Source organism: Plantibacter sp. AC185 (assembly GCF_979258065.1).
Map to the genome: position 1 here is coordinate 4,163,869 of NZ_OZ409831.1, position 22,840 is coordinate 4,186,708.

The window sequence follows — 22,840 nt, forward strand, 5'->3', positions numbered from 1 at the left end:
CGGTCACGGGTTGGTCAGGCGCCACCAGGGCGTGACCGGCGCGACGTCCGCGTCGAGGGCCAGCGGGACGTCGATCGTCGCCGCGCCGCCCTCCGCGCCCGCCCCCACGGTGTAGCTGAGCTTCCCGACCGTCGAACCGGCGGCACCCGCGTCGATGGCTCTGGCGCGGCTCTCGACCGTGATCGGGGTGTCCTGCCAGACGAGCACGGAGGCGTCGGAGGCCACGACGACCTTCGCGGCCTGGTCCCACGCGGTCGAGTAGGAGCCGACCGATTGCCCGGCGGTGGCGAGCTGGACCTGGTGGAATCCGGCCGGCACGCTCTGCAACAGGGAGACCACGGCCTCGTTGAGCACGGTGTGGTCGTCGGCACCGAGGATGACGCCGACGACGGTCACCGTCCGCCCCGCCACCTGGAGGTCGGCGGAGAACAGCAGGCAGGCGCCCGAGGCGTCGTCGGTCCCCGTCTTCATGCCGGTCACCCCGTACTGGCCGAGGAGGGCGTTCGTGTTCTCGACCTCGCCGATGGCGGGCAGCACCGCCGTGGGCTCCTTGACGATCGACGAGAGCACCGGGTCGGCGAGCACGAGCTTGCCGATGGTCACGAGGTCGCTCGGGGTGCTGACGTTCGTCTCGCCCAGGCCGCTCGTGTTCGTGACGGTCGTGCCCGTCAGCCCACGTGCATCGAGCCAGGCGCGCGCCGCGTCGAGGTACGCGTCGACCGAACCGAAGGCCCAGACGGCGAGGGAGATGCTGTAGTTGTTCGCCGACGGGAGGAGCAGTGCTTCGAGCATCTGCCGCTGGGTGAACACCGACCCGGCGACGACGGGTGCCGCTGAACCGTTCTCCGCGATGGTGTCGTAGTAGAACCCGACGTCGGCGTCGGTCAGCGTGATGGACGGGCCCTGATCTCCCGCGGCGAGCGGCTTGGCCTCCAGCACGACGAGGGAGGTGATCGTCTTCGTGATGCTCGCGATGGGGAACGGCGTCTGCTCGCCACTCGAACTCAGGACGCCGTCGAACCCGACGGCACCGATGGCGCCCCGCCCGAATCCGGGCCAGGCGACCGGTGTGGTCTGCTGGACGAGCGAGGTGGTGAGGGCGTCGCTGGAATCGAGCGTCGCAGCCGCGGCCGGCACCGGGCGGAGCAGCGCGCCTGCGCTGTACCCGAACACCCCGATGAGGAGGGCGAGGACACCGAAGACGGCGAGACGGCGGCGGCGGTAGATCTGTCGTCTCGTGAGTGGCACCCGGTCATGCTACCCGGCGCTCCTGCGCGTACCCTGTCGCGACGTGCCGCCGACCGGGTGGTCCTCGGGCAGCGAGGGACCGTGGTCAGCGGACCCGGAGCTCCCAGAGGGCGACGGCACTGGCCGACGCGACGTTCAGCGAGTCGACGCCGTGGAGCATCGGGATGGTCACGATCGTGTCGGCGGCGGCGAGGGCCGAGGCGCTCAGACCGTCACCCTCGGCGCCGAGCACGATGGCGAGTCGTTCCGGCGCGGTCCGAGCATAGGTGTCGAGGTCCACGGCATCGTCGGCCAAGGCCAAGGCGGCCGTCTCGAAGCCGGCATCCCGCAGGACGCCGGAAGCGACGTCCCATTCCGGCAGGCGGGTCCACGGCACCTGCAGGACCGTGCCCATGCTGACGCGGACGCTTCGGCGGTACAGCGGGTCGGCGCAGCGCGGGGTGATCAGGACGGCGTCGGCACCGAGGCCGGCGACCGAGCGGAAGATGGCGCCGACGTTGGTGTGGTCGACGATGTCCTCGAGGATGACCACCCGGCGGGCGTCGGCGAGGAGTTCGGCGGGATCGGCGAGCGGTGGGCGGTGCATCGCCGCGAGGGCTCCCCGGTGCAGGTGGAAGCCCGTCAGCTGCTCGAGGAGTGCGGGCTCGCCGACGAAGACCGGGACGTCGTGGTCCTCGAGGAGTGGCGAGACGTCCTCGAGCCACTTCTCCTGCAGCAGGACCGATCGCGGTCGGTGCCCGGCGCGCAGCGCACGTTCCATGACCTTCGTGGACTCGGCGATGTACAGGCCACCAGCGGGTTCGGACACCCGGCGGAGGGCGACGTCCGTCAGTCGCGCGTAGTCGTCGAGTCGTCCGTCGTCGAGATCGGTGATCCGGATGACCTGCATGGGAGACGTCCTCTCGACGCGATGTTCGACCTCCACCTTGCCAGAGTGGGAACACGATCGAAAACGAGGCCGTTTAGACTCAGGGGAAGCGATGGCCCGGAGCACTCCGATCATCGCGGACGGATGGACGGAGCAGGCATGAGCACGCTGATCGCAGCAGGGGATCCCGCTGACGAGACGGCCGAGGCCGGGCTCGAACGGGCGATCGAGCTGCTCGCGGATCGCCGTGTCGCCTTTCTCACCGGGGCCGGCGTGAGCACGGACTCCGGGATCCCCGACTACCGGGGCCAGGGCGCTCCGGTCCGGACCCCCATGACGGTCGACCAGTTCCTGTCCAACGACGACGCCGCGCGCAAGCGCTACTGGGCCGGCAGCCACCTCGGGTGGAAGCGGTTCGACGGCGCTCGCCCGAACGCCGGCCACCGGGCGATCGCGCTCCTCGAGGAGGCAGGCATCGCCGACGGCGTCATCACGCAGAACGTCGACGGCCTCCACGTCAGGGCCGGCTCGCGCCGCGTCGTCGACCTGCACGGGTCGATGGACCGCGTCAGCTGTCTCTCCTGCGGGCAGAGTTACGCCAGGTCGAGCATCGCGGAGCGCATGACGGACCTGAACCCGTGGCTCGACACCGAGACGGACGTGACGATCAACCCGGACGGCGATGCCGAGGTCGGGCGCGTGGACGAGATCGTCGTCCCCGTGTGCACGGTCTGCGGTGGCATGTTGAAGCCGGACGTGGTCTTCTTCGGCGAGTTCATCCCGACGGAGAAGTACGCCGAGGCGGCAGCACTCGTGCGCGGCGCCGACGCACTCGTGATCGCCGGCTCCTCCCTCGTGGTCAACTCGGGGATCCGGCTCCTCGAACTCGCCCGCCGGAAGCGGTTGCCGATCGTCGTCATCAACCGCGGCGTCACGAAGGCGGACGGCCGCGCGGACGTGAAGCTCGACGCTGGTGCCAGTGAGACGCTCACCGGGATCGCCGCTCGCCTGGTCCCGTCCGCCTTCACGAGCGTCGTCTCGCAGGAGGCGACCGACGCCTGACGCCTCAGGCGTCGGTGCGGTCGTCCGCGAGGAACGCGGTGAGGCGCTGCGCCGCGTCGTGCGGCTCCTCGTAGTGGATGAGGTGTCCGACGCCCGGGATGACGTGCAGCTGCGCGTCGGCGAACCGCTTCGCGAGCGCGTACTGCGCGGCCACGGGCGTGATGTCGTCACGCTCGGCGGCGATGAGCAGCGTGCGGCTCGGGATCCGGTCGGCGTACTCGCTGACGTCGTGGCTGACCGAGGCGGTGAACGACTCGAGGACGACCTCCCGGTCGGCGAAGGCGCTGAAGTACTGGTCGTGCTGGGCGTGGATCCACCGACGGAGCGTCGGGTCCTTCGTCTTCGACATCGCGACGCTCATGATGCGCACGACACCCTTGTTCCGGAGGAAGGCGAATCCCAGGCGTTTCGGGAGCTTCGCGGACGACCAGTAGTAGAAGACCGCGAGCCTCGTCAGGACACCTCGAGGACCCTGGAGCGCCGGGGCGGCGATCGGGTTCACGAGGATGAGGTCATCCGGTCGGAGTCCCCCGGCGACGGCGGCGCTCGACACGATCGAGCCGAACGAGTGCCCGAGCAGGACGACACGGCCGGTCAGGTGCAGTTCCTCGATGAACCGTCCCAGCCAGGCGGCGTACCCCTCGACGGAGTGGGTGGCCTCCGGGAAGGGAGCCGAGCTGCCGAAGCCGGGGAGGTCCGGAGCGATGATCCGGAACCCGGAGAGCTGCGCGACGACCGGTTCGAGGCCGTGGTGGTCACCCCGGAACCCGTGCACCATGACGATCGTCGTCGACGCCTCGTGGTCGCCGTAGTCCCAGAACCGGGTCTCGGCTCCGTCCACGATGAGCGAGCGCTCCCGGACGGGGATGCGGTCGAGCTGGTCGGCGTACGGTGATTCGACGGGCATCCACTCAGTCTAGGCAGTCCGGCTCCGCGTTCACCCGACGACGCGGACCGTGCCGCCCCGGCGTGGCACAGGACCCTGTCGGAGGTGCGTCATAGGGTGAAGGCGTGAACACGGTCGATGCGAATCCCCACTGGACGGACCGCCTGGCGGTCTTCGATCTCGAGACGACGGGCATCGAGGTGGAGACGAGTCGCATCGTGACCGCCTTCGTCGGTGTCATCACCGCGGACGGTTCGGTCGAACGTTCGTGGTCGTGGATGGCCGATCCCGGGGTCGAGATCCCCGCTCGCGCCGCCGAGATCCACGGCGTCACGACGGAGCGGGCCCGGGCGGAGGGGCGTCCGGCGCCGGCCGTCGTCGGAGAGATCGTCGCCGTCCTCACCGAGCTGTTCGCCGCGCGGACCCCGGTGGTCGCCTACAACGCTCCGTACGACTTCTCCCTCCTGCACTTCGAGGCGGAGCGACACGGGGTGACGTCGATCGCCGACCCGTCCCCCGTCGTCGACCCGCTGATCCTCGACCGGCGGCTCGACACCTTCCGGCGCGGCAAGCGGACGCTCGAGGTCGTCGCCGCCCTACACGGCGTTCCGCTCGAGGGTGCGCATGACGCGGGGGTGGACGCCGTCGCCGCCGGACGCGTCGCTCAAGCCATCGGTCGGCTTCATGCCGACGCCCTGCCGACGAGCGTCGACGAGTTGCACGAGGCCCAGCGGACCTGGTCGCTCGAGCAGGCGGAGAGCTTCCAGTCCTACATGCGCCGCGTGCGCGATCCCGAGTTCGTCGCCGACGGTGCTTGGCCCATCCGCACGGGACGCCCTGCCGCCCGACCCGAGGCGCCGATCATCGTCCCAGCGGACCAGCTGCCCATCGGCATCTGAGCTGTACGGCTCGCCACGACGACGAACGCCCCGATCCGAGGATCGGGGCGTTCGTGTATTCCAGCTGAAGGACTACTTGCCGAAGCCCTTGAAGCGCTGGTTGAACTTCTCGACGCGACCGGCGGAGTCCATGATGCGCTGCTTGCCCGTGTAGAACGGGTGCGACTCGGACGAGATCTCCACGTCGATCACCGGGTAGGTGACGCCGTCGAGGTCGATCGTCTTGCCCGACGAGACCGTCGAGCGCGTGAGGAACGTCGCGCCGGAGGCGAGGTCGCGGAAGACGACGGCTTCGTACGTGGGGTGGATGTCAGATTTCATCAGCAGTCCTTGTTGAGTGGATGGTGTGGGTAGTACCCGCGCTCGGAACTCCAGGCACGAGGCAGAAAGCTCTTGGCTCCGCGAGCCAAAGGTCGACTTTACCAGACTCGGCGCGCGTCTGCTCGCCAGCCGAGGACGACTCGCCGAGTCGTGGCCGTCAGGAGGGGGCGACGGCCGAGCGTCCGGCGCGGACGGAGCGGGCGTGGAACCGGCCGTCCTCCTCGCTCAGCTCGATCGGGAGGTCGAAGGTCTCGCTGAGGTGCTCGGCCGTGAGTGTCTCGGCGATCGGGCCGGCGGCGACGATGCCGCCGTCGCGAACGAGCAGGACGTGGGTGAAGCCGACGGGGATCTCCTCGACGTGGTGGGTCACCATGATGATCGCCGGTGAGTCGTCGGCGCTCGCGTAGCCGCCCAGCAGCTCGACGAGCTCCTCGCGCGTGCCGAGGTCGAGGCTCGCGGCCGGCTCGTCGAGCAGGAGGAGTTCGGGGTCGGTCATGATGGCCCGCGCGATCTGCACGCGCTTCTGCTCGCCGTCGCTCAGTGTGCCGAAGCGGCGGTCGGCGAGGTGGTCGAGCTTCCATTCGGCGAGGACCCGCGACGCGCGCTTCACGTCGATGTCCTCGTACTGCTCGACCCAGCGCCCGGTGACCGAGTAGGCCGCCGTGAGCACGACGTCCAGGACGGTCTCCTCCGGCGGCACCCGCTTCGCGAGGGCGGAGGACGCGAAGCCGATGCGTGGGCGCAGTTCGAAGACGTCGACCCGGCCGAGCGTCTCGTCGAGCACGGAGACCGTGCCCTTCGAGGGGTGGATGAGCGTGGCCGCGAGCTGCAGGAGCGTCGTCTTGCCGGCGCCGTTCGGGCCGAGGACGATCCATCGCTGGTCGCCCGTCACCGTCCAGTCGACGCCATCGAGGATGGGGTTGAGATTGCGGACGACGGACACATCGGAGAACTGCAACACGCTCGGCATGGTCCTAGCCTATCCGCCAAGACTCGTCGCGCGTCGCCGTCCTCCGAGGTGTCCGCAGGTGGTTCAGACCAGGCTGCGGTAGAGCTCCGCCGTCTGGGTGGCGATGCGCGACCAGCTGAAGTCGGACTCCGCGCGTCGGCGACCAGCGGCCCCGTAGGCCCTCGCCTGGGCGGGATCCTGGACGACCTCGGTGAGGGTGGCGGCGAGGTCGGCGACGAAACGCTCCGGGTCGAGCGGGGTGCCGGTGCCGTCGGACGCCTGCGCGAGCGGGACGATCCTGCCGGTCACACCGTCCTGCACGACCTCCGGGATGCCGCCGGTCCCCGTCCCGACCACGGCGGCACCGCAGGCCATCGCCTCGAGGTTGACGATGCCGAGCGGCTCGTAGATCGATGGGCACACGAAGGTCGTGGCGGCGGTGAGGACGGTGCACAGCTCGTGACGCGGGAGGAGTCGTTCGATCCACACGACCCCGGTGCGCTCGCGCTGCAGCTCTTCGACGAGCCCCTTGACCTCGGCGAGGATCTCGGGGGTGTCGGGAGCGCCGGCGCACAGGATGAGCTGCACGTCGGGTGGCAGCAATCGGGCCGCGCGGAGCAGGTACGGCAGCCCCTTCTGACGGGTGATCCGACCGACGAAGACGACGGAGGGACGGGACGGGTCGATACCGAGGGACCGCAGCAGCTCGTCGTCCACGCGTGGTTGCCAGTCGGTCAGGTCGATGCCGTTGTAGATGACCTGCACCTTGGCCGGGTCGAGGCTCGGGTACGACCGCAGGATGTCGCGACGCATGCCGTCGCTGACCGCCACGACGGCCGCGGCGCCTTCGTAGGCGGACTGCTCGATCCAGCTGGACACGCGGTACCCACCGCCCAGCTGCTCGGCCTTCCACGGGCGGAGCGGTTCCAGACTGTGCGCGGTCACGACGTGCGGGATGCCGTGCAGCAGTGACGCGAGGTGACCGGCGCCGTTCGCGTACCAGGTGTGCGAGTGCACGAGGTCGGCCCCGGCGACGTCCTGGGCGATCAGGAGGTCCGTCCCGAGTGTCGTGAGGGCGCCGTTCGCCCCCTGGAGCTCGGCCGGGACACCGTACGCGACGGTGTCGGCCTCGTCGCGTGGCGCGCCGAAGCAGCGCACGGTCACGTCGATGTCGCTGCGGAGGGATTTCACCAGCTCCGACACGTGGACGCCTGCGCCGCCGTAGATCTCCGGCGGGTACTCCTTTGTCACAAGATCAACTCGCATGTCTAGACGCTAGTACAGGTCTCGTCCGGCATCTATTGTGAAGCCATGGCCGCCTCAAAGAAGATCTTCGGAATCGTCCTCGCTGGTGGGGAAGGGAAGCGGTTGATGCCGCTGACCGCAGACCGCGCGAAACCGGCCGTACCGTTCGGCGGGCAGTACCGCCTGATCGATTTCGCGCTGTCGAACCTCATCAACTCGGGACTCACACAGATCGTCGTCCTCACCCAGTACAAGTCCCACAGCCTCGACCGCCACGTCTCGCAGACCTGGCGGTTGTCCGGCCTGCTCGACTCCTATGTCGCGTCCGTGCCGGCGCAGCAGCGTCTCGGGAAGCGCTGGTTCAGCGGATCCGCCGACGCGATCCTGCAGAGCCTCAACCTGATCCGCGACGAGAAGCCCGACATCGTCGTGGTCGTCGGCGCCGACCACGTCTACCGCATGGACTTCGCGCAGATGATCGAGGCGCACATCGCCTCGGGCAAGAAGGCGACGGTCGCCGCGATCCGTCAGCCCATCTCCCTCGCCGACCAGTTCGGCGTCATCGACGTCGACGCGGACGACCCGACGACCATCGCCCGCTTCCTCGAGAAGCCGCTCGACGCGCCGGGCCTGCCCGACTCCCCCGGTGAAGTGCTCGCCTCGATGGGCAACTACGTCTTCGACGCCGACGCACTCATGCAGGCGGTCATCGACGACGGCGAGGTGACGAGCTCGAACCACGACATGGGTGGCGACATCGTCCCGTACTTCGTCGATCGCGGCGAGGCCGGCGTCTACGACCTCCAGCGGAACGATGTACCCGGATCGACGGATCGCGATCGCTACTACTGGCGCGACGTGGGGACGATCGAGTCGTTCTACGAGGCCCACCAGGACCTCATCTCGACGCTCCCGATCTTCAACCTGTACAACCGCGACTGGCCGATCTTCAGTTCGCAGCTGAACTCGCCGCCGGCGAAGTTCGTGCGGGACGCGAAGGGCAACCTCGGCCAGACCATCGACTCGATCGTCTCCCTCGGTTCGCTGCTGTCCGGTGCCCACATCGAGCGCAGTGTCCTCGGGCCGTGGGCGCTCGTGGAATCCGGCGCCCACGTCTCCGACTCGGTCGTGTTCGACAAGGTCCACATCGAACCGGACGCCGTCGTCAAGCGGGCTATCCTGGACAAGGATGTGGTGGTCACCTCCGGCGCGAGCGTCGGTGTCGACCACGACCGTGACCGCGCTCGCGGCTTCACCGTCACCGAATCCGGTCTCACCGTGGTTGGCAAGGGAGTACGCGTCGTTCCATGAGTACCGAGCGTTCGGCAGTGGCGGATCCCGAAGCAGCACTCCCCCCACAGGCCGGACGAGGTGTCCGGTTCCTCGCGGTCCTCGACGCCGACTCGACGCTCATCGAGAACGAGGTGATCGAGCTGCTCGCCGAGGAGGTCGGCAGCCTCCCCGAGGTCGCCGCCATCACCGAGCGCGCCATGCGCGGTGACCTCGACTTCGCCGACAGCCTCCGGGCCCGGGTCGCGACGCTCGCGGGCCTGCCCGTCGACCGGATCCCGGTGATCGCCGAACGGATCCGGACGACGGCCGGCCTGGAGACGCTGATCGGCCGGCTGCATGCGCACGGGTCGCGGATCGGTGTCGTGTCGGGCGGGTTCCATGAACTGCTCGACCCGCTCGCCGAGGCACTCGGCCTCGACCACGTGCGGGCGAACCGCCTCGAGACCGCCGACGGTCGGTTGACGGGAGGCCTCAGCGGTCCCATCATCGACGCGGCGGCGAAGGCGGCCGCACTGCAGGAGTGGGCCGACGAGGACGGCGTGCCGTTGGCACGGACGATCGCGATCGGCGACGGAGCCAACGACCTCGAGATGATGGCCGTCGCCGGGCTCTCGGTCGCGTTCAACGCGAAGCCGATCGTCCGCCGCCATGCCGACCTCGTCGCCGGGCGGGTCGACCTCGCCGGCGTCCTCCCGCTCCTCGGGCTCTGATCCGCGCGTCGGTGTCAGCGCCCGAGGTCGGGTTCTGCTCGGTGCGGTGCTGCCCGGGTCAGTGACCCATGCCGAGGCCGCCGTCGACCGGGATCACGGCGCCGGAGATGTAGCCCGCGTCGTCACCGGCGATCCACGTGACGACCTTCGCGACCTCGTTCGCACTCGCGAAACGCGCTGCCGGGATGCTCTTCTTGTACTCGGCCTGGGTCTCGGCGGGCAGTTCGGCGGTCATGTCGGTCTCGATGAACCCCGGGGCGATCACGTTCGCCGTGATCCCACGTGCACCGAGTTCGCGGGTGATGGATCGCGCCATGCCGATGAGGCCGCTCTTCGAGGCCGCGTAGTTGACCTGTCCGGCGGACCCGTAGAGGCCCACGACGCTGGAGATGAGCACGATGCGCCCGAAGCGTGCCTTGAGCATGCCCTTGGACGCGCGCTTGACGACGCGGAAGGAGCCGCCGAGGTTCGTGTCGACCACCTGGTCGAAGTCGTCCTCGCTCATCCGCATGAGCAGGGTGTCCTTCGTGATGCCCGCGTTCGCGACGAGCACCTCGACCGGCCCGAGCTCCGACTCGATCTCGGTGAACGCCGCGTCGACGGAGGCGGCGTCGGTGACGTCCGCGCGGACCGTCAACGTGCCCGCGGGGCCCTCGCCGGATCGTGCGGTGACGGCGACGCGGTGACCCTGCGCGACGAACTCCTCGGCGATGGCGAAGCCGATCCCCCGGTTGCCTCCGGTGACGAGTACGGTGCGTGGTGCGGTCATGGTCGATTCCTCTCCTGCGGCGATACCGGCCGACTCGTGCGGCGGCCGTCGGGGCGCGCGGCGTTCCGGCCGCGGACCCGTACAAGCATATGGGGGTACTCCCTTTCTCCCGGTGATTTGGGGGCTTCGCCCACCCGCCGAGCGCGTAGGCTGGTCATGGCATGAAGCAGCAGAGCATCACCTCCCTCCCACCGGCTCCCGAACAGGAGCGCCGGCAGCGGCTCATCAAGTACTCGATCACCATGGGTGTCCGGTTGCTTTGCCTCGCTGCGCTCCCGTTCGTCCAGGGCGGTTGGATGTTCGCGGTCGCAGCCGGTGCCATCTTCCTGCCGTACGTCGCCGTGATCATCGCGAACGCCGGGTCGCTGCCGTCACAGGGGGCCATCGAGCGCCCCACCGGTGTCGTCGTATCCCAGCGGCCGATCATCGTCGACGACTCGGTTCCGCCTCGTCCGGCCGACCAGGCATGATCGGGTTCGGTGCCGAGCCCGACGGCGTGATCTGCTCGCGGGCCGGCTGCCGCGCGGCGGCGAGCTGGCGGATCGAGTGGCGCAATCCGAAGATCCACGCGGAGGACCGCGTGAAGGTCTGGACCGCCTGCGACGAGCACGTCGACTTCTTGGAGGCCTTCCTCGAAGCCCGCTCCTTCCCGCTCGAGCGGCGTCCGCTGGCGTCGGAGGTCGGCTCATGAGCGCGGGTTGGCGGTTCGCCTTCAGCCGCCGTTGGCTCGGCTACCTCGGCGTGGCGATCGTGTTCGCGATCGTGTGCGTCCTCCTCTCCAACTGGCAGCTCGCCCGGGCGAGCGAGAAGGAGGAGGAGGTCCAGCGCATCGAGACCAACTGGGACGCGACCCCGATCCCGCTCGACGAAGCGCTGCCGTCGCTCGACTCCTTCAGCGTGGCCGACGAATGGCACCCGGTGTCGATGAGCGGTACCTACCTGCCTGACGAACAGCTGCTGGTGCGGAACCGTCCCCGGAACAACCAGGCGGGCTTCAACGTCCTCACGCCGCTCCGACTTGCCAACGGAGACGTGTTCATCGTCGACCGTGGCTGGGTCGCTGCGAACGATTCACTCGAAGCACCCGAATCGATCCCGGCGCCTCCGAGCGGTGAGGTCTCGGTCGTCGTCCGCATCCGACCCGGCGAACCGACGCTCCCGGGCCGCGGGGCCGCCGACGGCCAGGTGGCCACGATCAACCTCCCGCAGATCGCCGAACTCCGCGGCGAGACGCTCTACTCCGGTGCGTACGGCATGCTCCTCTCGGAGAGCCCGGCGCCTGCCGAGGCGGCACCGCTCGGTCCGATCAAGCCCGAGCCGAACGAGGGGATGCACCTCTCGTACGCGCTGCAATGGGTGGTCTTCGCGCTGATGGGCTTCATCTTCCTCGCCTATGCCATCCGTCAGGAGTACCGCATCCTGAACTCCGACGACCCGAAGGAGCAACGGCGTGCGGCTGCGCGCGCCGAACGGCTCGCCGCGAAGGCACGGTCCGACGCCGACATCGAGGATGAGATCCTCGAAGCGAGTCGCTGACCCGACTGCCCCGAGCCGTCGACGGACGGGGCATACCCGGCCCGTGATGCTCACGGGCCGGGCGCGCTGGCCCGCTGGCGCTAGGCCAGGCTGACGAGGTCCTGGTAGTCCTTGTTCCAGTGGTCCTCGACGCCGTCGGGCAGGATGAGCACCCGCTCGGGGTTGAGCGCCTCGACGGCGCCCTCATCGTGACTCACGAGCACGACGGCACCCTCGTAGTGGGCGAGCGCGTCGAGGATCTCCAGCCGGCTGGCCGGGTCGAGGTTGTTGGTCGGCTCGTCCAGAAGAAGCATGTTCGCGCCCGAGACGACGATCATCGCGAGAGCGAGTCTCGTCTTCTCGCCACCGGACAGCACGCCCGCGAGCTTGTTGGAGTCGTCGCCGGTGAACAGGAACGAGCCGAGGACCTTGCGCGCTTCCATCTCGGTGATGTTCGGCGACGAGGAGACCATGTTCTCGAGCACGCTGCGCTTCACGTCGATCGTCTCGTGCTCCTGCGCGTAGTAGCCGATCCGCAGGCCGTGCCCGGGCTCGAGCTGCCCGGTGTCGGGCTGGTCCACTCCGGCGAGGATCCGCAGCAGGGTCGTCTTGCCCGCACCGTTGAATCCGAGGATGACGACCTTCGAGCCACGGTCGATCGCGAGGTCGACGGCCGTGAAGATCTCGAGCGACCCGTAGCTCTTCGACAGGTTGCTCGCCATGAGCGGCGTCCGGCCACAGGGCGCCGGGGTCGGGAACCGCAGCTTGGCCACGCGGTCCTGCGCGCGGACCTCCTCGAGCCCGGAGAGCATTCGTTCGGCGCGAGCCACCATCTGGTGGGCTGCGGCCGCCTTGCTGGCCTTCGCACCGAACTTGGCCGCCTGGAGCTGCAGCGCCGTCGCCTTCTTCTCGACGTTGGTGCGCTCCTTCTTCCGGCGCTCCTCGTCGGCTTCGCGCTGACGCTGGTAGTTCTTCCAGTTCATGTTGTAGATGTCGATGACGGTGCGGTTCGCATCGAGGTAGAAGACCCGGTTGACCGTCTCGCCGACGAGCTCGATGTCGTGCGAGATCACGATGAACCCGCCCTTGTACTGCTTGAGGAACTCACGCAACCAGACGACCGAGTCGGCGTCGAGGTGGTTGGTCGGCTCGTCGAGGATGAGCGTCTCGGCGTCGGAGAAGAGGATGCGCGCGAGTTCGATGCGGCGACGCTGTCCACCCGAGAGCGTCTTCAGCTGCTGATCGAGGATGCGGTCGGGCAGGTTCAGGTTCGATGCGATGGAGGCCGCCTCGGCCTCTGCGGCGTACCCGCCGAGCGCGTTGAACCGGTCGGTGAGGTTGCCGTACTTCTTCATGGCGGCTTCCGCCACCTTCGGGTCGTCGCTCGCCATGGCCATGCTGGACTCGTGCATGCCGAGCGCGAGCTGGCCGAGACCGCGCGCATCGAGGATGCGGGTGCGGGCGAGGTCCTCCGGGTTACCGGAGCGCGGGTCCTGCGGCAGGTAACCGATCTCGCCACCGCGATCGATCTTGCCGTTCGTCGGGAGGGTCTCCCCAGCCAGCGTCTTGGTCAGGGTCGTCTTCCCGGCACCGTTACGGCCGACGAGGCCGATCTTGTCGCCGGCGGACACGCGGAAGTTCACGTGCTCCATGAGCACGCGTGCCCCCACGCGGATCTCGAGGTCGTGCACACTCAGCACAGGCATAGTCCATTTCTTCGGGTGCGTTTCGACAACGCGGAGGGTGGGGGTCAGCCTCCCAGTATAAATCGTGAATCCGATGCTCAGCACCGCGGCCGTTCCGGCAGGGTTCCGGCGCGGCCGGACGGGCGTCAACGCAGGGCGGAGATCCGTCCGATCGCCTCGGTGAGGAGCTCGGGTGAGCAGGCCAGGTTGAGTCGTGCGTGGCCGACGCCTCCGGGCCCGAACGGGGCTCCCTCCTGCAGGGCCACGCGCGCCTCGCGCAGGATGCGCCGCGCCGGGGGTTCGGTCCAACCGAGCGCGGTGCAGTCCAGCCAGGCGAGGTACCCGGCGGCAGGCGGACGGTAGCCGACCTCTGGCAACTCGGTGCCCAGCAGCTCACCGAGCAGCCGCCGGTTGCCGTCGAGCAACCCGAGGAGCCCGTCCAACCAGGGCTCTCCGGCCTCGAAGGCGGCGACCGAAGCCAGCACACCGAACTGACCCGTCCGCCAGAACACCTCGACCGGCATCCCCGCGACCACGCTCCGCGGCCCCGGGCCGGCGGTGACCATCACCGCGCACTTCAGGCCGGCGAGGTTCCAGGCCTTGCTCGCCGACAGGACGGCGTACCCGTGTTCGGCGGCCTCGTCGGACACGCTGAGATAGGGGACGAACCGCTCGCCCGGCTGGGTGAGCGGAGCGTGGATCTCATCGCTCACGACCGTGACCCCGTACCGCGCGGCCAGCGCGGCGACCGAGCGGAGTTCGTCGACCGTGTGCGGCCGACCGATCGGGTTGTGCGGGTTGCAGAGCAGGAACGCCTTCGCGCCGTTGCGGAAGGCGGCTTCGAGACCGTCCAGGTCGAGCCGCCAGCCTCCGGCGGGATCGTCGGCGCGGCTGGACCCGAGCAAGGGGACGTCCACCACGACTCCCCCGGCCTCGATGACGAGGTCGAAGAACGGCGGGTAGACCGGCGAGGTGATCACGACGCCCTCGCCGGGCGAGATGACGCGACGCAGGATCTCGACGATGCCCATGCTGACGTCGGCGGTGGTGAACACGGAGCCGGGATCCACGACCCATCCCCAACGTCGCGCTGCGAAGTCGGCGAACACCTGCGGGAGCCGCGTGCGGCTCGCGACATACCCGGCGTCACCGCGGTCGATCGCCGCGTGCAGGGCATCGCGGACCACGGGTGCCAGGGGGACGTCCATCTCGGCGACGAACATGGGCAAGACGTCGTCGGGGTACTCGGACCACTTCTCGCTCGTCCGGCTGCGCAGGACGTCGAGGGGGTCTGCGGACACGATCTCGGTCATGCCTCGACCCTATCCGGGATCAGCCGGACGACGCTGCCAGGAACAGGACGACGGACGGCTGCACTGCAGCCGTCCGTCGTCGTGGAGGTTCGATCAGATCGAGAAGCCGAGGGCACGCATCATGTCGCGCCCGTCGTCCGTGATGCGCTCCGGGCCCCACGGCGGCATCCACACCCAGTTGATGCGGAAGGCGTCGACGATGCCGTCGAGCGCTTGACCCGTCTGCTCCTCGAGGACGTCCGTGAGCGGACATCCGGCGGAGGTCAGGGTCATGTGGATGATGAGCGCGTCGTTCTCGTCATCCCAACCCAGGTCGTAGATGAGACCGAGGTCGACCACGTTCACCCCGAGCTCGGGGTCCATGACGTCCTTGAGCGCCTCTTCGACCTCGTCGAATCGTTGCGGACTGAGCGTTGTTACCATGTCGTTATCTTAGACCGCTCGCGCGGCTTCAGGCACCTTCCGGGGCGACGACGGCATCGACGAGGAAACGGTCGTAGCCTTCGTTCTCGAGTCGGTCGGCGAGCTCGGGACCGCCCTGCTCGGCGATCTTGCCGGCGACGAAGACGTGCACGAAGTCCGGCTTGATGTAGCGCAGGATGCGCGTGTAGTGCGTGATCAGCAGGACGCCGAGGCCCGTGTTCTCCTTGGCGCGGTTGACGCCCTCGGACACGATCTTGAGGGCGTCGACGTCGAGGCCGGAGTCGGTCTCGTCGAGGACTGCGAACTGCGGCTTCAGCAGCTCGAGCTGGAGGATCTCGTGACGCTTCTTCTCGCCACCGGAGAAGCCCTCGTTGACGTTGCGCTCGGCGAAGGCAGGCTCCATGCGCAGGTTCTTCATCGACTCGCGGACGTCCTTGATCCAGCCGCGGATCGCGGGCGCCTCGCCGTCGACCGCGGTCTTCGCCGTGCGAAGGAAGTTCGTGACCGTGACACCGGGGATCTCGACGGGGTACTGCATCGCGAGGAAGAGTCCGGCACGGGCGCGCTCGTCGACGCTCATCGCGAGGACGTCCTCGCCGTCCAGCGTGATGGATCCGCTGTCGACGGTGTACTTCGGGTGGCCGGCGATCGTGTACGCGAGCGTGGACTTACCCGAACCGTTCGGACCCATGATCGCGTGGGTCTCGCCCTTCCGGATGGTGAGGTCGACGCCACGCAGGATCGGCTTGGTGCCCTGTTCGGTTTCGACGCTGACGTGCAGGTCGCGGATTTCGAGGACTGACATGGTGCTAGATCTCTTTCGTTGCGGTCGGGTCGATGTAGATGTCGCCGTCGATGAGCTCGACGGTGTAGACGGGGACCGGCTCGTAGGCCGGAAGGGTGAGCGGCTTGCCCGTCGTGAGCGAGAACTGCGAGCCGTGTGCCCAGCATTCGAGGTTGCCGTCCTCGACGAAGCCTTCGGACAGCGAGATGTCGCCGTGGGTGCAGACGTCGCCGATCGCGAACAGTTCGTCCGATGCGTCGCGCACGAGGGCGATCGGCACGCCGTCCACCACGACCCGCTTGGCCTGGTTGACGGCGAGCTCGTCGAACGAGCACACCTTCGTCGCCATCAGTGCTGCGCTCCGCCGGTGCCCTGTCCGTCGGCGCCGAGCAGTTCGGCCTCGATGGCCGCCGAGAGGCGCTCCTGCAGCTCGGTGTCGCCGATCTGCTGGATGATCTCCACGAGGAAGCCGCGGACGACGAGTCGTCGTGCCTCGTCCTCAGGGATGCCTCGAGCCTGCAGGTAGAAGAGCTGCTCGTCGTCGAAGCGTCCGGTCGCGCTCGCGTGACCGGCACCGGCGATGTCGCCGGTCTCGATCTCGAGGTTCGGCACGGAGTCGGCACGGGTGCCGTCGGAGAGGACCAGGTTGCGGTTCTGCTCGTAACTGTCGGTGCCGACGGCACGGTTGCTGATGAGGACGTCGCCGATCCACACGGACCGCGCACCCTCGCCCTGCAGTGCGCCCTTGTAGGTCACGCGCCCGCGGGTGTTCGGTGCGTCGTGGTGCATGTAGACCTGCTGCTCGAGGTGCTGACCCGCGTCGGAGAAGTACACGCCGAGCGAGTCGAGGTCCGAGCCCTGACCGGCGAGGTGCAGGGTCGGGTTCACCCGGACGACCTTGCCGCCGAGCGACACCACGACGTGCTTGAGGTGGGCGTCGCGACCGATGGACGCGAAGTGGCTGGCGAGGTGCACGGCTGCGTCGTCCCACCACTGCACGGTCACGACGGTCACGTCGGCCTGCTCGCCGACGACGATCTCGACGTTCTCGGTGAGGCGGGCGTCGCCCGCGTTCTCGATGATGATGAGGCCGCGGCTGAACGGTGCGGCGGTGATGACGGTGTGCGCAGCGCGGGCGCCGTCGCCGAGCCCGCTCCGCTCGAGGCGCAGGGTCTTGGACTCCTCGCCCGTGACCGAGATCGCCAGCGCCTGGTCGAAGCTCGACCAGGCGTTCGCGGAGGCGCGCTCCTCCGGCACGCCGGCGGAGCCGACGCGGGCGTCGTCGCGACTGATCCACTCGACGCTGAAGCCGTCGACGTCGTCGTGCGTGATCGGGGTGGGCGAGCCGTCGAGCTCCCCCGCGGTGAGGTCGGTGAACTGCGCGACCGGGCTGAGCTTCCAGACCGCCTCGCGTCCCGTCACCGCTGGGAAGTCGGCGACATCATAGGAGCTGAAGCGCTCCGATCGGGTCTGCACCGGGATGACGCGTCCTGCGCCGTCGCTGTGTGCCGTGATGCCGTGCTGTCCTTCGGTCTGAGTCGGTGCTGCAGTCGTCATTAACCGACGGATCCTTCCATGCCCATCTCGATGAGCTTGTTGAGTTCGAGTGCGTACTCCATGGGCAGTTCGCGGGCGATCGGCTCGATGAAGCCGCGGACGATCATCGCCATGGCCTCGTCTTCCGGCATGCCGCGGCTCATGAGGTAGAAGAGCTGCTCCTCGCTGACCTTGGACACCGTCGCCTCGTGTCCGAGCTGGACGTCGTCCACACGGATGTCGATCGCCGGGTACGTGTCGCTGCGGGAGATGGTGTCGACCAGGAGCGCGTCGCAGCGCACGGTGTTGGCCGAGTGATGGGCGTTGGCGTCCACCCGGACCTCGCCGCGGTATCCCGCGCGTCCGCCGCCTCGGGCGATCGACTTGGAGACGATGGACGACTGCGTGTACGGAGCCATGTGGATCATCTTCGCGCCGGCGTCCTGGTGCTGGCCGGGACCGGCGAACGCGACGGACAGGGTCTCGCCCTTGGCGTGCTCGCCCATGAGGTAGATGGACGGGTACTTCATCGTGACCTTGGATCCGATGTTGCCGTCGATCCACTCCATGGTCGCGCCTTCGGCGGCCGTGGCGCGCTTCGTGACCAGGTTGTAGACGTTGTTCGACCAGTTCTGGATCGTCGTGTAGCGGACGCGGGCGTTCTTCTTGACGATGATCTCGACGACCGCGGAGTGCAGCGAGTCCGACTTGTAGATCGGCGCGGTGCAACCCTCGATGTAGTGCACGTAGCTGCCCTCGTCGGCGATGATCAGCGTGCGCTCGAACTGACCCATGTTCTCGGTGTTGATCCGGAAGTAGGCCTGCAGCGGGATCTCGACGTGCACGCCGGGCGGCACGTAGACGAAGGAGCCACCCGACCACACGGCGGTGTTCAGCGCGGCGAACTTGTTGTCGCCGGACGGGATGACCGTGCCGAAGTACTCCTCGAAGAACTCGGGGTGCTCACGCAACGCCGTGTCGGTGTCCATGAAGATGACACCCTGCGCCTCGAGCTCCTCGTTGATCTGGTGGTAGACCACCTCGGACTCGTACTGCGCGGCGACGCCGGAGACGAGGCGCTGGCGCTCCGCCTCGGGGATGCCGAGCTTCTCGTAGGTGTTCTTGATGTCGTCCGGCAGGTCCTCCCAGGTCTGAGCCTGCTTCTCGGTGGACCGGACGAAGTACTTGATGTTCTCGAAGTCGATCTCGGAGAGGTCGGCGCCCCACGTCGGCATGGGCTTGCGCTCGAACAGCTGCAGGGCCTTGAGGCGGCGCTGCAGCATCCAGTCCGGTTCGCTCTTCAGTGCGGAGATGTCGGCCACGACCTCCGTGGAGATGCCGCGGCGCGCTGAAGCGCCGGCGACGTCGCCGTCGTGCCATCCGAACTCGTATTGGCCGAGTCCGGCGAGCTCCGGGCGATCGATCAGGATGTCTGACATGTGTCCCTCTTTCCTCCCTGGAGACAACCACCGGCTGGAGGTCGTCATTCCCTCCCATGGCACGCGCCTGATCGGAGCGGATTGGGGAGGGGATGTGCGGGCGGCTTCTTCGCGAACCTACAATGTTCATGAACCATGGCGCTTCTCGCGCGCACCGTGAACCTCATAATCCTACAGCTTCCTGTGGGTTGTGGGTGAGGACGGTGGATACCGCAGCCGTGGCCACCGCGAACCGAAGGATCGACCCGTGTCACACCACTCCAAGACCGCCGGTCGACCGACGCCGGCGCCGTCCCTTCCCGACCGGGTGCGGGCCACCCGGTTCTGGCAGTGGTTGCCGACGACGATCGACAAGCGCGTACGGGTCGTCGCCTGGCTCTCGTTCGCCTTCCAGCTCGTCCTCATCGGGACCGGGGGCGCCGTCCGCCTGACGGCCTCCGGGCTCGGATGCCCGACGTGGCCGCGCTGCACGGACGACTCCTTCGTCAACACGCCGGAGATGGGCATCCACGGCTTCATCGAGTTCGGCAACCGCCTTCTGACCTTCGTCCTCGCGGCCATCGTGATCGCCGCGTTCCTCGCGGTGATCCGCATGCGTCGGCAGCGCCCCGACCTCTTCCGACTGACCCTGCTCCAGGGCCTGTCGATCCCCGCGCAGGCAGTCCTCGGCGGCATCACCGTCCTCACCGGGCTGAACCCGTACGTGGTCGGGCTGCACTTCGTCATCTCGATCGTCCTGGTCGCCCTCGCGACGATGCTCGTCCATCGGGTCTACCGAGGCCCTCGCGGTGCGGTGAAGGTCATGCCCGGCTGGTACCTCGGCGTCGTCCACCTGACGAGCCTCTTCGTCGCCGTCACCGTCGTGTTCGGCATCCTGACGACGGGCTCGGGCCCGCACGCCGGCGACAACTCGAAGGAGGTGCCGGCGCCGCGCAACGGGTTCGACCCCGAGTTCCTCCAGCACCTGCACAGCTGGCCCGCCTACGCGACGCTCGCCGGCACCATCGTGCTGCTCGTCGGCGCGATCGCGCTCGGTGCCCGCCGCGGGTCGCGCGGGGTGCGCACCGCGGTCTCCACGCTACTCGCGGTCGAAGTGGTGCAGATCATCGTGGGGCTCACCCAGGCCCGCCTCGGACTCCCCGAGGTGCTCGTCGGGCTGCACATGGTGCTCGCCGGACTGCTCGTCGCCGCGATGACCTGGGTCGTGCTGCAGCAGCGGATCCCGGTCCGGACCGCGTCACGCGTCGAGGAGTCGGCATCCCTCAGCGTCTCCCGCTGACGGCTCAGACGCACTTCCGCTGACGGGTCAGCGGGCCTGCTGACGACTCACTGCGCCTGCTGACGACTCAGAGCATCCCGACCGCGGTCACGCGGACGACCGCGGTCCCGGTCTCGTCGGAGGCGTCGAGATCGATGACGGCGCTGATCCCCCAGTCATGGTCGCCGGCCGGATCGGCGAACACCTGACGCACCCGCCAGACACCACCCGCGTCGCCGACGGGGCGCTCGTCCTCGTCGTCGACGACCAGCAGCTCCGGGCTCCGTGCTGCAGCACCGGTCGGGAGTTCACCGTGCTCCTCGAAGTACGGATCCATGGCATCGGCCCAGGTGTCGGCGTCGAATCCGGCCGACGCGTCGAGCTCGCCGAGCGCGTCGTAGTGCTCCAGCGACGCGAGCTGGACCCGGCGGAAGAGTTCGTTCCGGACGAGGACGGTGAACGCCCGGCGGTTGGCGAGGACACTCCGTGGCGTGGGCGGGAGTGACCGACTCGCCTCCGCATGGCGTTCGGGGTCCGGGTGGGACAGTTCCTCCCACTCGTCGAGCAGACTCGAGTCGACCTGTCGGACGAGTTCGCCGAGCCACTCGATGAGGTCCTGGAGCTCCTCGTCCTTGAACTCGTCCGGCACGCTCTGCCGGATCGCACGGAAGGCGTCGGAGAGGTACCGCAAGACGAGTCCCTCGGACCTCGAGAGACTGTAGAACGAGACGAACTCGCTGAAGTTCAGTGCACGCTCGATGAAGTCGCGCACGACCGCCTTCGGGCGGAGCTCGAGGTCGAGTGCCCACGGCTGCGCAGCGGTGTAGCTCGTGAACGCCGCCTCGAGGAGTTCCGCCAGCGGCCTCGGATGGGTGACCGCCTCGAGGAGCTCCATGCGCTGGTCGTATTCGATCCCCTCGGCCTTCATCGCCTGCACGGCCTCGCCCCTGGCGAGGTGCTGCTGGGCCATGACGATCTGGCGCGGATCGTCGAGCGTCGACTCGACGACCGAGATGACGTCGAGGGCGAAGCCGGGCTCCGCGGGGTCCAAGAGCTCGAACGCGGCGAGGGCGAACGGCGACAGCGGAGCGTTGAGCGCGAAGTTCGGCTGCAGCTCGACCGTGAGGCCGATGACGACCTCACCCGTCTCGGGGTCGATCGTCTGGGTGATGACGCCTGCCGTGCGGAGGGTGCGGTAGATCTCGAGCGCGCGCCTGGCCAGGGCGAAGCGTCTCGCCCGAGGCTCGTGGTTGTCGAAGACGAGGGAGCGGATGGTGCCGAAACTGTCACCGCCGCGTGCGATGACGCTGAGCATCATCGCGTGGGTGAGCTGCATGTGGCTGGTCAGTGTCTCAGGCTCGGCCGCGACGAGACGCTGGAAGCTCGGCTCCCCCAGGACACGAACCCCTCCGGCGCCTTCTTCCGGATGATCTTCCGGCGCTTCTTCGGGTCGTCGCCGGCCTTCTCGATGAGCTTGAGGTTCTCGGTCTCGTGCTCGGGGGCCTGGACGACGACGGTGCCCGCAGTGTCGTAGCCGGCCCGACCCGCACGACCGGCGATCTGGTGGAACTCCCGGGCGTTCACCTGCCGCATCTTCGTGCCGTCGTACTTCGTGAGCGCCGTGAACAGGACGGTGCGGATCGGGACGTTGATCCCGACGCCGAGGGTGTCCGTCCCGCAGATGATGCGGAGGAGACCACGTTGGGCCAGCTGCTCCACGAGGCGTCGGTACTTCGGCAGCATGCCGGCGTGGTGCACGCCGATCCCGCTGCGGACGAGTCGGGACAGCGTCGTGCCGAACGCGGTGCTGAACCGGAAGTCGCCGATGGCGTCGGCGATCTCGTCGCGTTGCTCGCGGGTGACGACCTTGAGGCTGGTCAACGCCTGTGCCCGCTCGAGCGCCGCCGCCTGCGCGAAGTGGACGATGTAGATCGGAGCCTGTCCCGTGTGGAGGAGGTCTTCCACGGTCTCGTGGATCGGTGTGGTCGCGTAGGAGAAATGGAGCGGGACCGGTCGTTCGACACCGGTCACGATGGCGGTCTCGCGGCCGGTCCGGCGCTCGAGGTCGCGCGCGAGATCGCCGACGTCGCCGAGGGTCGCGGACATGAGGATGAACTGCGTGTCCGGGAGGGTGAGGAGCGGCACCTGCCACGCCCACCCGCGGTCGGGGTCGGCGTAGAAGTGGAACTCGTCCATCACGACCTGGTCGATGCCGGCGTCCTCGCCGTGCCGGAGCGCCAGGTTGGCGACGATCTCCGCGGTGCAGCAGACGATCGGCGCGTCGGCGTTCACCGAGGAGTCCCCGGTGACCATCCCGACGTTCTCCGCGCCGAACATCTCGACGAGTGCGAAGAACTTCTCGCTGACGAGCGCCTTGATCGGGGCCGTGTAGTAGCTGCGGCGACCGGAGCTCAGCGCCGCGAAGTGTGCGCCGGCGGCGACGAGGCTCTTGCCGGTCCCCGTCGGGGTGGAGAGGATGACGTTGGCGCCGTCGACGATGCCGATGAGCGCCTCCTCCTGCGCCGGGTACAGGCTGAGTCCGCCGGCCTCGGCCCAGGAGACGAACCGGTCGAAGACGATGTCGGGGCTCTCCCCCGCCGCAGCGATCAGCCGGCCGCGTTCCGCTGCGTCAGCCAC

22 protein-coding genes and 1 pseudogene are annotated in these 22,840 nt (G+C 68.5%); 8 read left to right on the plus strand and 15 right to left on the minus strand.

Features of this window, described 5'->3' with window-relative positions; all coding sequences use genetic code 11:
• Positions 1 to 3: 3 nt before the first annotated feature.
• Positions 4 to 1,248: a D-alanyl-D-alanine carboxypeptidase family protein gene (locus tag ACZZZB_RS19415; protein ID WP_463530505.1), complete on the minus strand. Its 1,245-nt coding sequence runs from the start codon at positions 1,246 to 1,248 to the stop codon at positions 4 to 6.
• Between the two features lie 85 nt (positions 1,249 to 1,333).
• Positions 1,334 to 2,137, minus strand: coding sequence for a TrmH family RNA methyltransferase (locus ACZZZB_RS19420; RefSeq protein ID WP_138947103.1), 804 nt, complete (start codon positions 2,135 to 2,137; stop codon positions 1,334 to 1,336).
• A 138-nt stretch (positions 2,138 to 2,275) separates the two neighbouring features.
• On the opposite strand from ACZZZB_RS19420, the gene ACZZZB_RS19425 reads away from it, so the two are divergent.
• Entirely contained in the window at positions 2,276 to 3,178 is a 903-nt protein-coding gene (locus tag ACZZZB_RS19425) for a Sir2 family NAD-dependent protein deacetylase (RefSeq protein ID WP_079705976.1), read from the plus strand.
• A 4-nt stretch (positions 3,179 to 3,182) separates the two neighbouring features.
• On the opposite strand, the gene ACZZZB_RS19430 is transcribed toward ACZZZB_RS19425, so the two are convergent.
• Entirely contained in the window at positions 3,183 to 4,085 is a 903-nt protein-coding gene (locus tag ACZZZB_RS19430; protein WP_137241650.1) for an alpha/beta fold hydrolase, read from the minus strand.
• A 104-nt stretch (positions 4,086 to 4,189) separates the two neighbouring features.
• On the opposite strand from ACZZZB_RS19430, the gene ACZZZB_RS19435 reads away from it, so the two are divergent.
• A complete protein-coding gene (locus ACZZZB_RS19435) occupies positions 4,190 to 4,963 on the plus strand; it encodes an exonuclease domain-containing protein (protein WP_191941120.1) in 774 nt (257 codons plus the stop codon).
• Positions 4,964 to 5,035: 72 nt separating this feature from the next.
• Here ACZZZB_RS19435 and ACZZZB_RS19440 read toward each other — a convergent pair whose 3' ends face one another.
• From ACZZZB_RS19440 to glgA, 3 genes are all read right to left on the minus strand, one after another.
• Complete coding sequence (locus ACZZZB_RS19440) at positions 5,036 to 5,284, minus strand: type B 50S ribosomal protein L31 (protein ID WP_056005588.1); 249 nt, start codon at positions 5,282 to 5,284, stop codon at positions 5,036 to 5,038.
• Between the two features lie 157 nt (positions 5,285 to 5,441).
• Positions 5,442 to 6,254, minus strand: coding sequence for an ABC transporter ATP-binding protein (locus ACZZZB_RS19445; protein ID WP_085510924.1), 813 nt, complete (start codon positions 6,252 to 6,254; stop codon positions 5,442 to 5,444).
• 63 nt (positions 6,255 to 6,317) lie between these two features.
• Positions 6,318 to 7,499, minus strand: coding sequence for a glycogen synthase (gene glgA, locus ACZZZB_RS19450; protein WP_086473253.1), 1,182 nt, complete (start codon positions 7,497 to 7,499; stop codon positions 6,318 to 6,320).
• Between the two features lie 45 nt (positions 7,500 to 7,544).
• Between glgA and ACZZZB_RS19455 the strand changes: the two genes are divergently transcribed.
• On the plus strand, positions 7,545 to 8,789 hold the full coding sequence (locus ACZZZB_RS19455; RefSeq protein WP_064296946.1) for a glucose-1-phosphate adenylyltransferase: 1,245 nt from the start codon (positions 7,545 to 7,547) through the stop codon (positions 8,787 to 8,789).
• On the plus strand, positions 8,786 to 9,481 hold the full coding sequence (serB, locus tag ACZZZB_RS19460) for a phosphoserine phosphatase SerB (protein ID WP_191941118.1): 696 nt from the start codon (positions 8,786 to 8,788) through the stop codon (positions 9,479 to 9,481). The genes ACZZZB_RS19455 and serB overlap by 4 nt, the downstream gene beginning before the upstream one ends.
• Positions 9,482 to 9,539: 58 nt before the next feature.
• Here serB and fabG read toward each other — a convergent pair whose 3' ends face one another.
• Complete coding sequence (gene fabG, locus ACZZZB_RS19465; RefSeq protein ID WP_079705970.1) at positions 9,540 to 10,250, minus strand: 3-oxoacyl-ACP reductase FabG; 711 nt, start codon at positions 10,248 to 10,250, stop codon at positions 9,540 to 9,542.
• A 161-nt stretch (positions 10,251 to 10,411) separates the two neighbouring features.
• Here fabG and ACZZZB_RS19470 point away from each other — a divergent pair, with 161 nt between their 5' ends.
• From ACZZZB_RS19470 to ACZZZB_RS19480, 3 genes are read left to right on the plus strand one after another with little or no spacing between them, the layout of a single operon-like run.
• Positions 10,412 to 10,720, plus strand: coding sequence for a DUF3099 domain-containing protein (locus ACZZZB_RS19470; RefSeq protein WP_086473255.1), 309 nt, complete (start codon positions 10,412 to 10,414; stop codon positions 10,718 to 10,720).
• A complete protein-coding gene (locus ACZZZB_RS19475; RefSeq protein WP_430890923.1) occupies positions 10,717 to 10,941 on the plus strand; it encodes a hypothetical protein in 225 nt (74 codons plus the stop codon). Before ACZZZB_RS19470 ends, ACZZZB_RS19475 begins: the two co-directional genes overlap by 4 nt.
• Positions 10,938 to 11,786, plus strand: a complete 849-nt coding sequence (locus ACZZZB_RS19480) for an SURF1 family cytochrome oxidase biogenesis protein (RefSeq protein ID WP_137241655.1) — start codon at positions 10,938 to 10,940, stop codon at positions 11,784 to 11,786. Before ACZZZB_RS19475 ends, ACZZZB_RS19480 begins: the two co-directional genes overlap by 4 nt.
• Before the next feature lie 80 nt (positions 11,787 to 11,866).
• Here ACZZZB_RS19480 and abc-f read toward each other — a convergent pair whose 3' ends face one another.
• The 7 genes from abc-f to sufB all read right to left on the minus strand — a co-directional run bounded on the left by abc-f (position 11,867) and on the right by sufB (position 18,945).
• Positions 11,867 to 13,465 carry a ribosomal protection-like ABC-F family protein gene (gene abc-f / locus ACZZZB_RS19485; RefSeq protein ID WP_056005615.1) on the minus strand — a complete coding sequence of 533 codons (1,599 nt, stop codon included), beginning with the start codon at positions 13,463 to 13,465 and terminating at the stop codon, positions 11,867 to 11,869.
• A 131-nt stretch (positions 13,466 to 13,596) separates the two neighbouring features.
• On the minus strand, positions 13,597 to 14,763 hold the full coding sequence (locus ACZZZB_RS19490) for a MalY/PatB family protein (RefSeq protein ID WP_191941117.1): 1,167 nt from the start codon (positions 14,761 to 14,763) through the stop codon (positions 13,597 to 13,599).
• 93 nt (positions 14,764 to 14,856) lie between these two features.
• Complete coding sequence (locus tag ACZZZB_RS19495; RefSeq protein ID WP_056005622.1) at positions 14,857 to 15,186, minus strand: metal-sulfur cluster assembly factor; 330 nt, start codon at positions 15,184 to 15,186, stop codon at positions 14,857 to 14,859.
• 28 nt (positions 15,187 to 15,214) lie between these two features.
• Complete coding sequence (gene sufC / locus ACZZZB_RS19500; protein ID WP_079002531.1) at positions 15,215 to 15,991, minus strand: Fe-S cluster assembly ATPase SufC; 777 nt, start codon at positions 15,989 to 15,991, stop codon at positions 15,215 to 15,217.
• Positions 15,992 to 15,995: 4 nt separating this feature from the next.
• Positions 15,996 to 16,319, minus strand: a complete 324-nt coding sequence (locus tag ACZZZB_RS19505; RefSeq protein ID WP_064296937.1) for a non-heme iron oxygenase ferredoxin subunit — start codon at positions 16,317 to 16,319, stop codon at positions 15,996 to 15,998.
• Entirely contained in the window at positions 16,319 to 17,527 is a 1,209-nt protein-coding gene (gene sufD / locus ACZZZB_RS19510; protein ID WP_191941116.1) for a Fe-S cluster assembly protein SufD, read from the minus strand. The genes ACZZZB_RS19505 and sufD overlap by 1 nt, the downstream gene beginning before the upstream one ends.
• The gene (sufB, locus tag ACZZZB_RS19515; RefSeq protein WP_056005633.1) at positions 17,527 to 18,945 is read right to left on the minus strand and encodes a Fe-S cluster assembly protein SufB; all 1,419 of its coding nucleotides are present in this window, start codon (positions 18,943 to 18,945) and stop codon (positions 17,527 to 17,529) included. Before sufB ends, sufD begins: the two co-directional genes overlap by 1 nt.
• 307 nt (positions 18,946 to 19,252) lie before the next feature.
• Here sufB and ACZZZB_RS19520 point away from each other — a divergent pair, with 307 nt between their 5' ends.
• Positions 19,253 to 20,224, plus strand: a complete 972-nt coding sequence (locus ACZZZB_RS19520) for a COX15/CtaA family protein (RefSeq protein WP_137243062.1) — start codon at positions 19,253 to 19,255, stop codon at positions 20,222 to 20,224.
• 67 nt (positions 20,225 to 20,291) lie between these two features.
• Here ACZZZB_RS19520 and ACZZZB_RS19525 read toward each other — a convergent pair.
• Positions 20,292 to 22,840, minus strand: a pseudogene (locus ACZZZB_RS19525) (DEAD/DEAH box helicase).

Coding starts and splice junctions, on each gene's coding strand:
- ACZZZB_RS19420 (WP_138947103.1), bottom strand. CDS start 2,137: ATGCAGGTCATCCGGATCACCGATCTCGACGACGGACGACTCGACGAC.
- ACZZZB_RS19425 (WP_079705976.1), top strand. CDS start 2,276: ATGAGCACGCTGATCGCAGCAGGGGATCCCGCTGACGAGACGGCCGAG.
- ACZZZB_RS19430 (WP_137241650.1), bottom strand. CDS start 4,085: ATGCCCGTCGAATCACCGTACGCCGACCAGCTCGACCGCATCCCCGTC.
- ACZZZB_RS19440 (WP_056005588.1), bottom strand. CDS start 5,284: ATGAAATCTGACATCCACCCCACGTACGAAGCCGTCGTCTTCCGCGAC.
- ACZZZB_RS19445 (WP_085510924.1), bottom strand. CDS start 6,254: ATGCCGAGCGTGTTGCAGTTCTCCGATGTGTCCGTCGTCCGCAATCTC.
- glgA (WP_086473253.1), bottom strand. CDS start 7,499: ATGCGAGTTGATCTTGTGACAAAGGAGTACCCGCCGGAGATCTACGGC.
- ACZZZB_RS19455 (WP_064296946.1), top strand. CDS start 7,545: ATGGCCGCCTCAAAGAAGATCTTCGGAATCGTCCTCGCTGGTGGGGAA.
- serB (WP_191941118.1), top strand. CDS start 8,786: ATGAGTACCGAGCGTTCGGCAGTGGCGGATCCCGAAGCAGCACTCCCC.
- fabG (WP_079705970.1), bottom strand. CDS start 10,250: ATGACCGCACCACGCACCGTACTCGTCACCGGAGGCAACCGGGGGATC.
- ACZZZB_RS19470 (WP_086473255.1), top strand. CDS start 10,412: ATGAAGCAGCAGAGCATCACCTCCCTCCCACCGGCTCCCGAACAGGAG.
- ACZZZB_RS19475 (WP_430890923.1), top strand. CDS start 10,717: ATGATCGGGTTCGGTGCCGAGCCCGACGGCGTGATCTGCTCGCGGGCC.
- ACZZZB_RS19480 (WP_137241655.1), top strand. CDS start 10,938: ATGAGCGCGGGTTGGCGGTTCGCCTTCAGCCGCCGTTGGCTCGGCTAC.
- ACZZZB_RS19490 (WP_191941117.1), bottom strand. CDS start 14,763: ATGACCGAGATCGTGTCCGCAGACCCCCTCGACGTCCTGCGCAGCCGG.
- ACZZZB_RS19495 (WP_056005622.1), bottom strand. CDS start 15,186: ATGGTAACAACGCTCAGTCCGCAACGATTCGACGAGGTCGAAGAGGCG.
- sufC (WP_079002531.1), bottom strand. CDS start 15,991: ATGTCAGTCCTCGAAATCCGCGACCTGCACGTCAGCGTCGAAACCGAA.
- ACZZZB_RS19505 (WP_064296937.1), bottom strand. CDS start 16,319: ATGGCGACGAAGGTGTGCTCGTTCGACGAGCTCGCCGTCAACCAGGCC.
- sufD (WP_191941116.1), bottom strand. CDS start 17,527: ATGACGACTGCAGCACCGACTCAGACCGAAGGACAGCACGGCATCACG.
- sufB (WP_056005633.1), bottom strand. CDS start 18,945: ATGTCAGACATCCTGATCGATCGCCCGGAGCTCGCCGGACTCGGCCAA.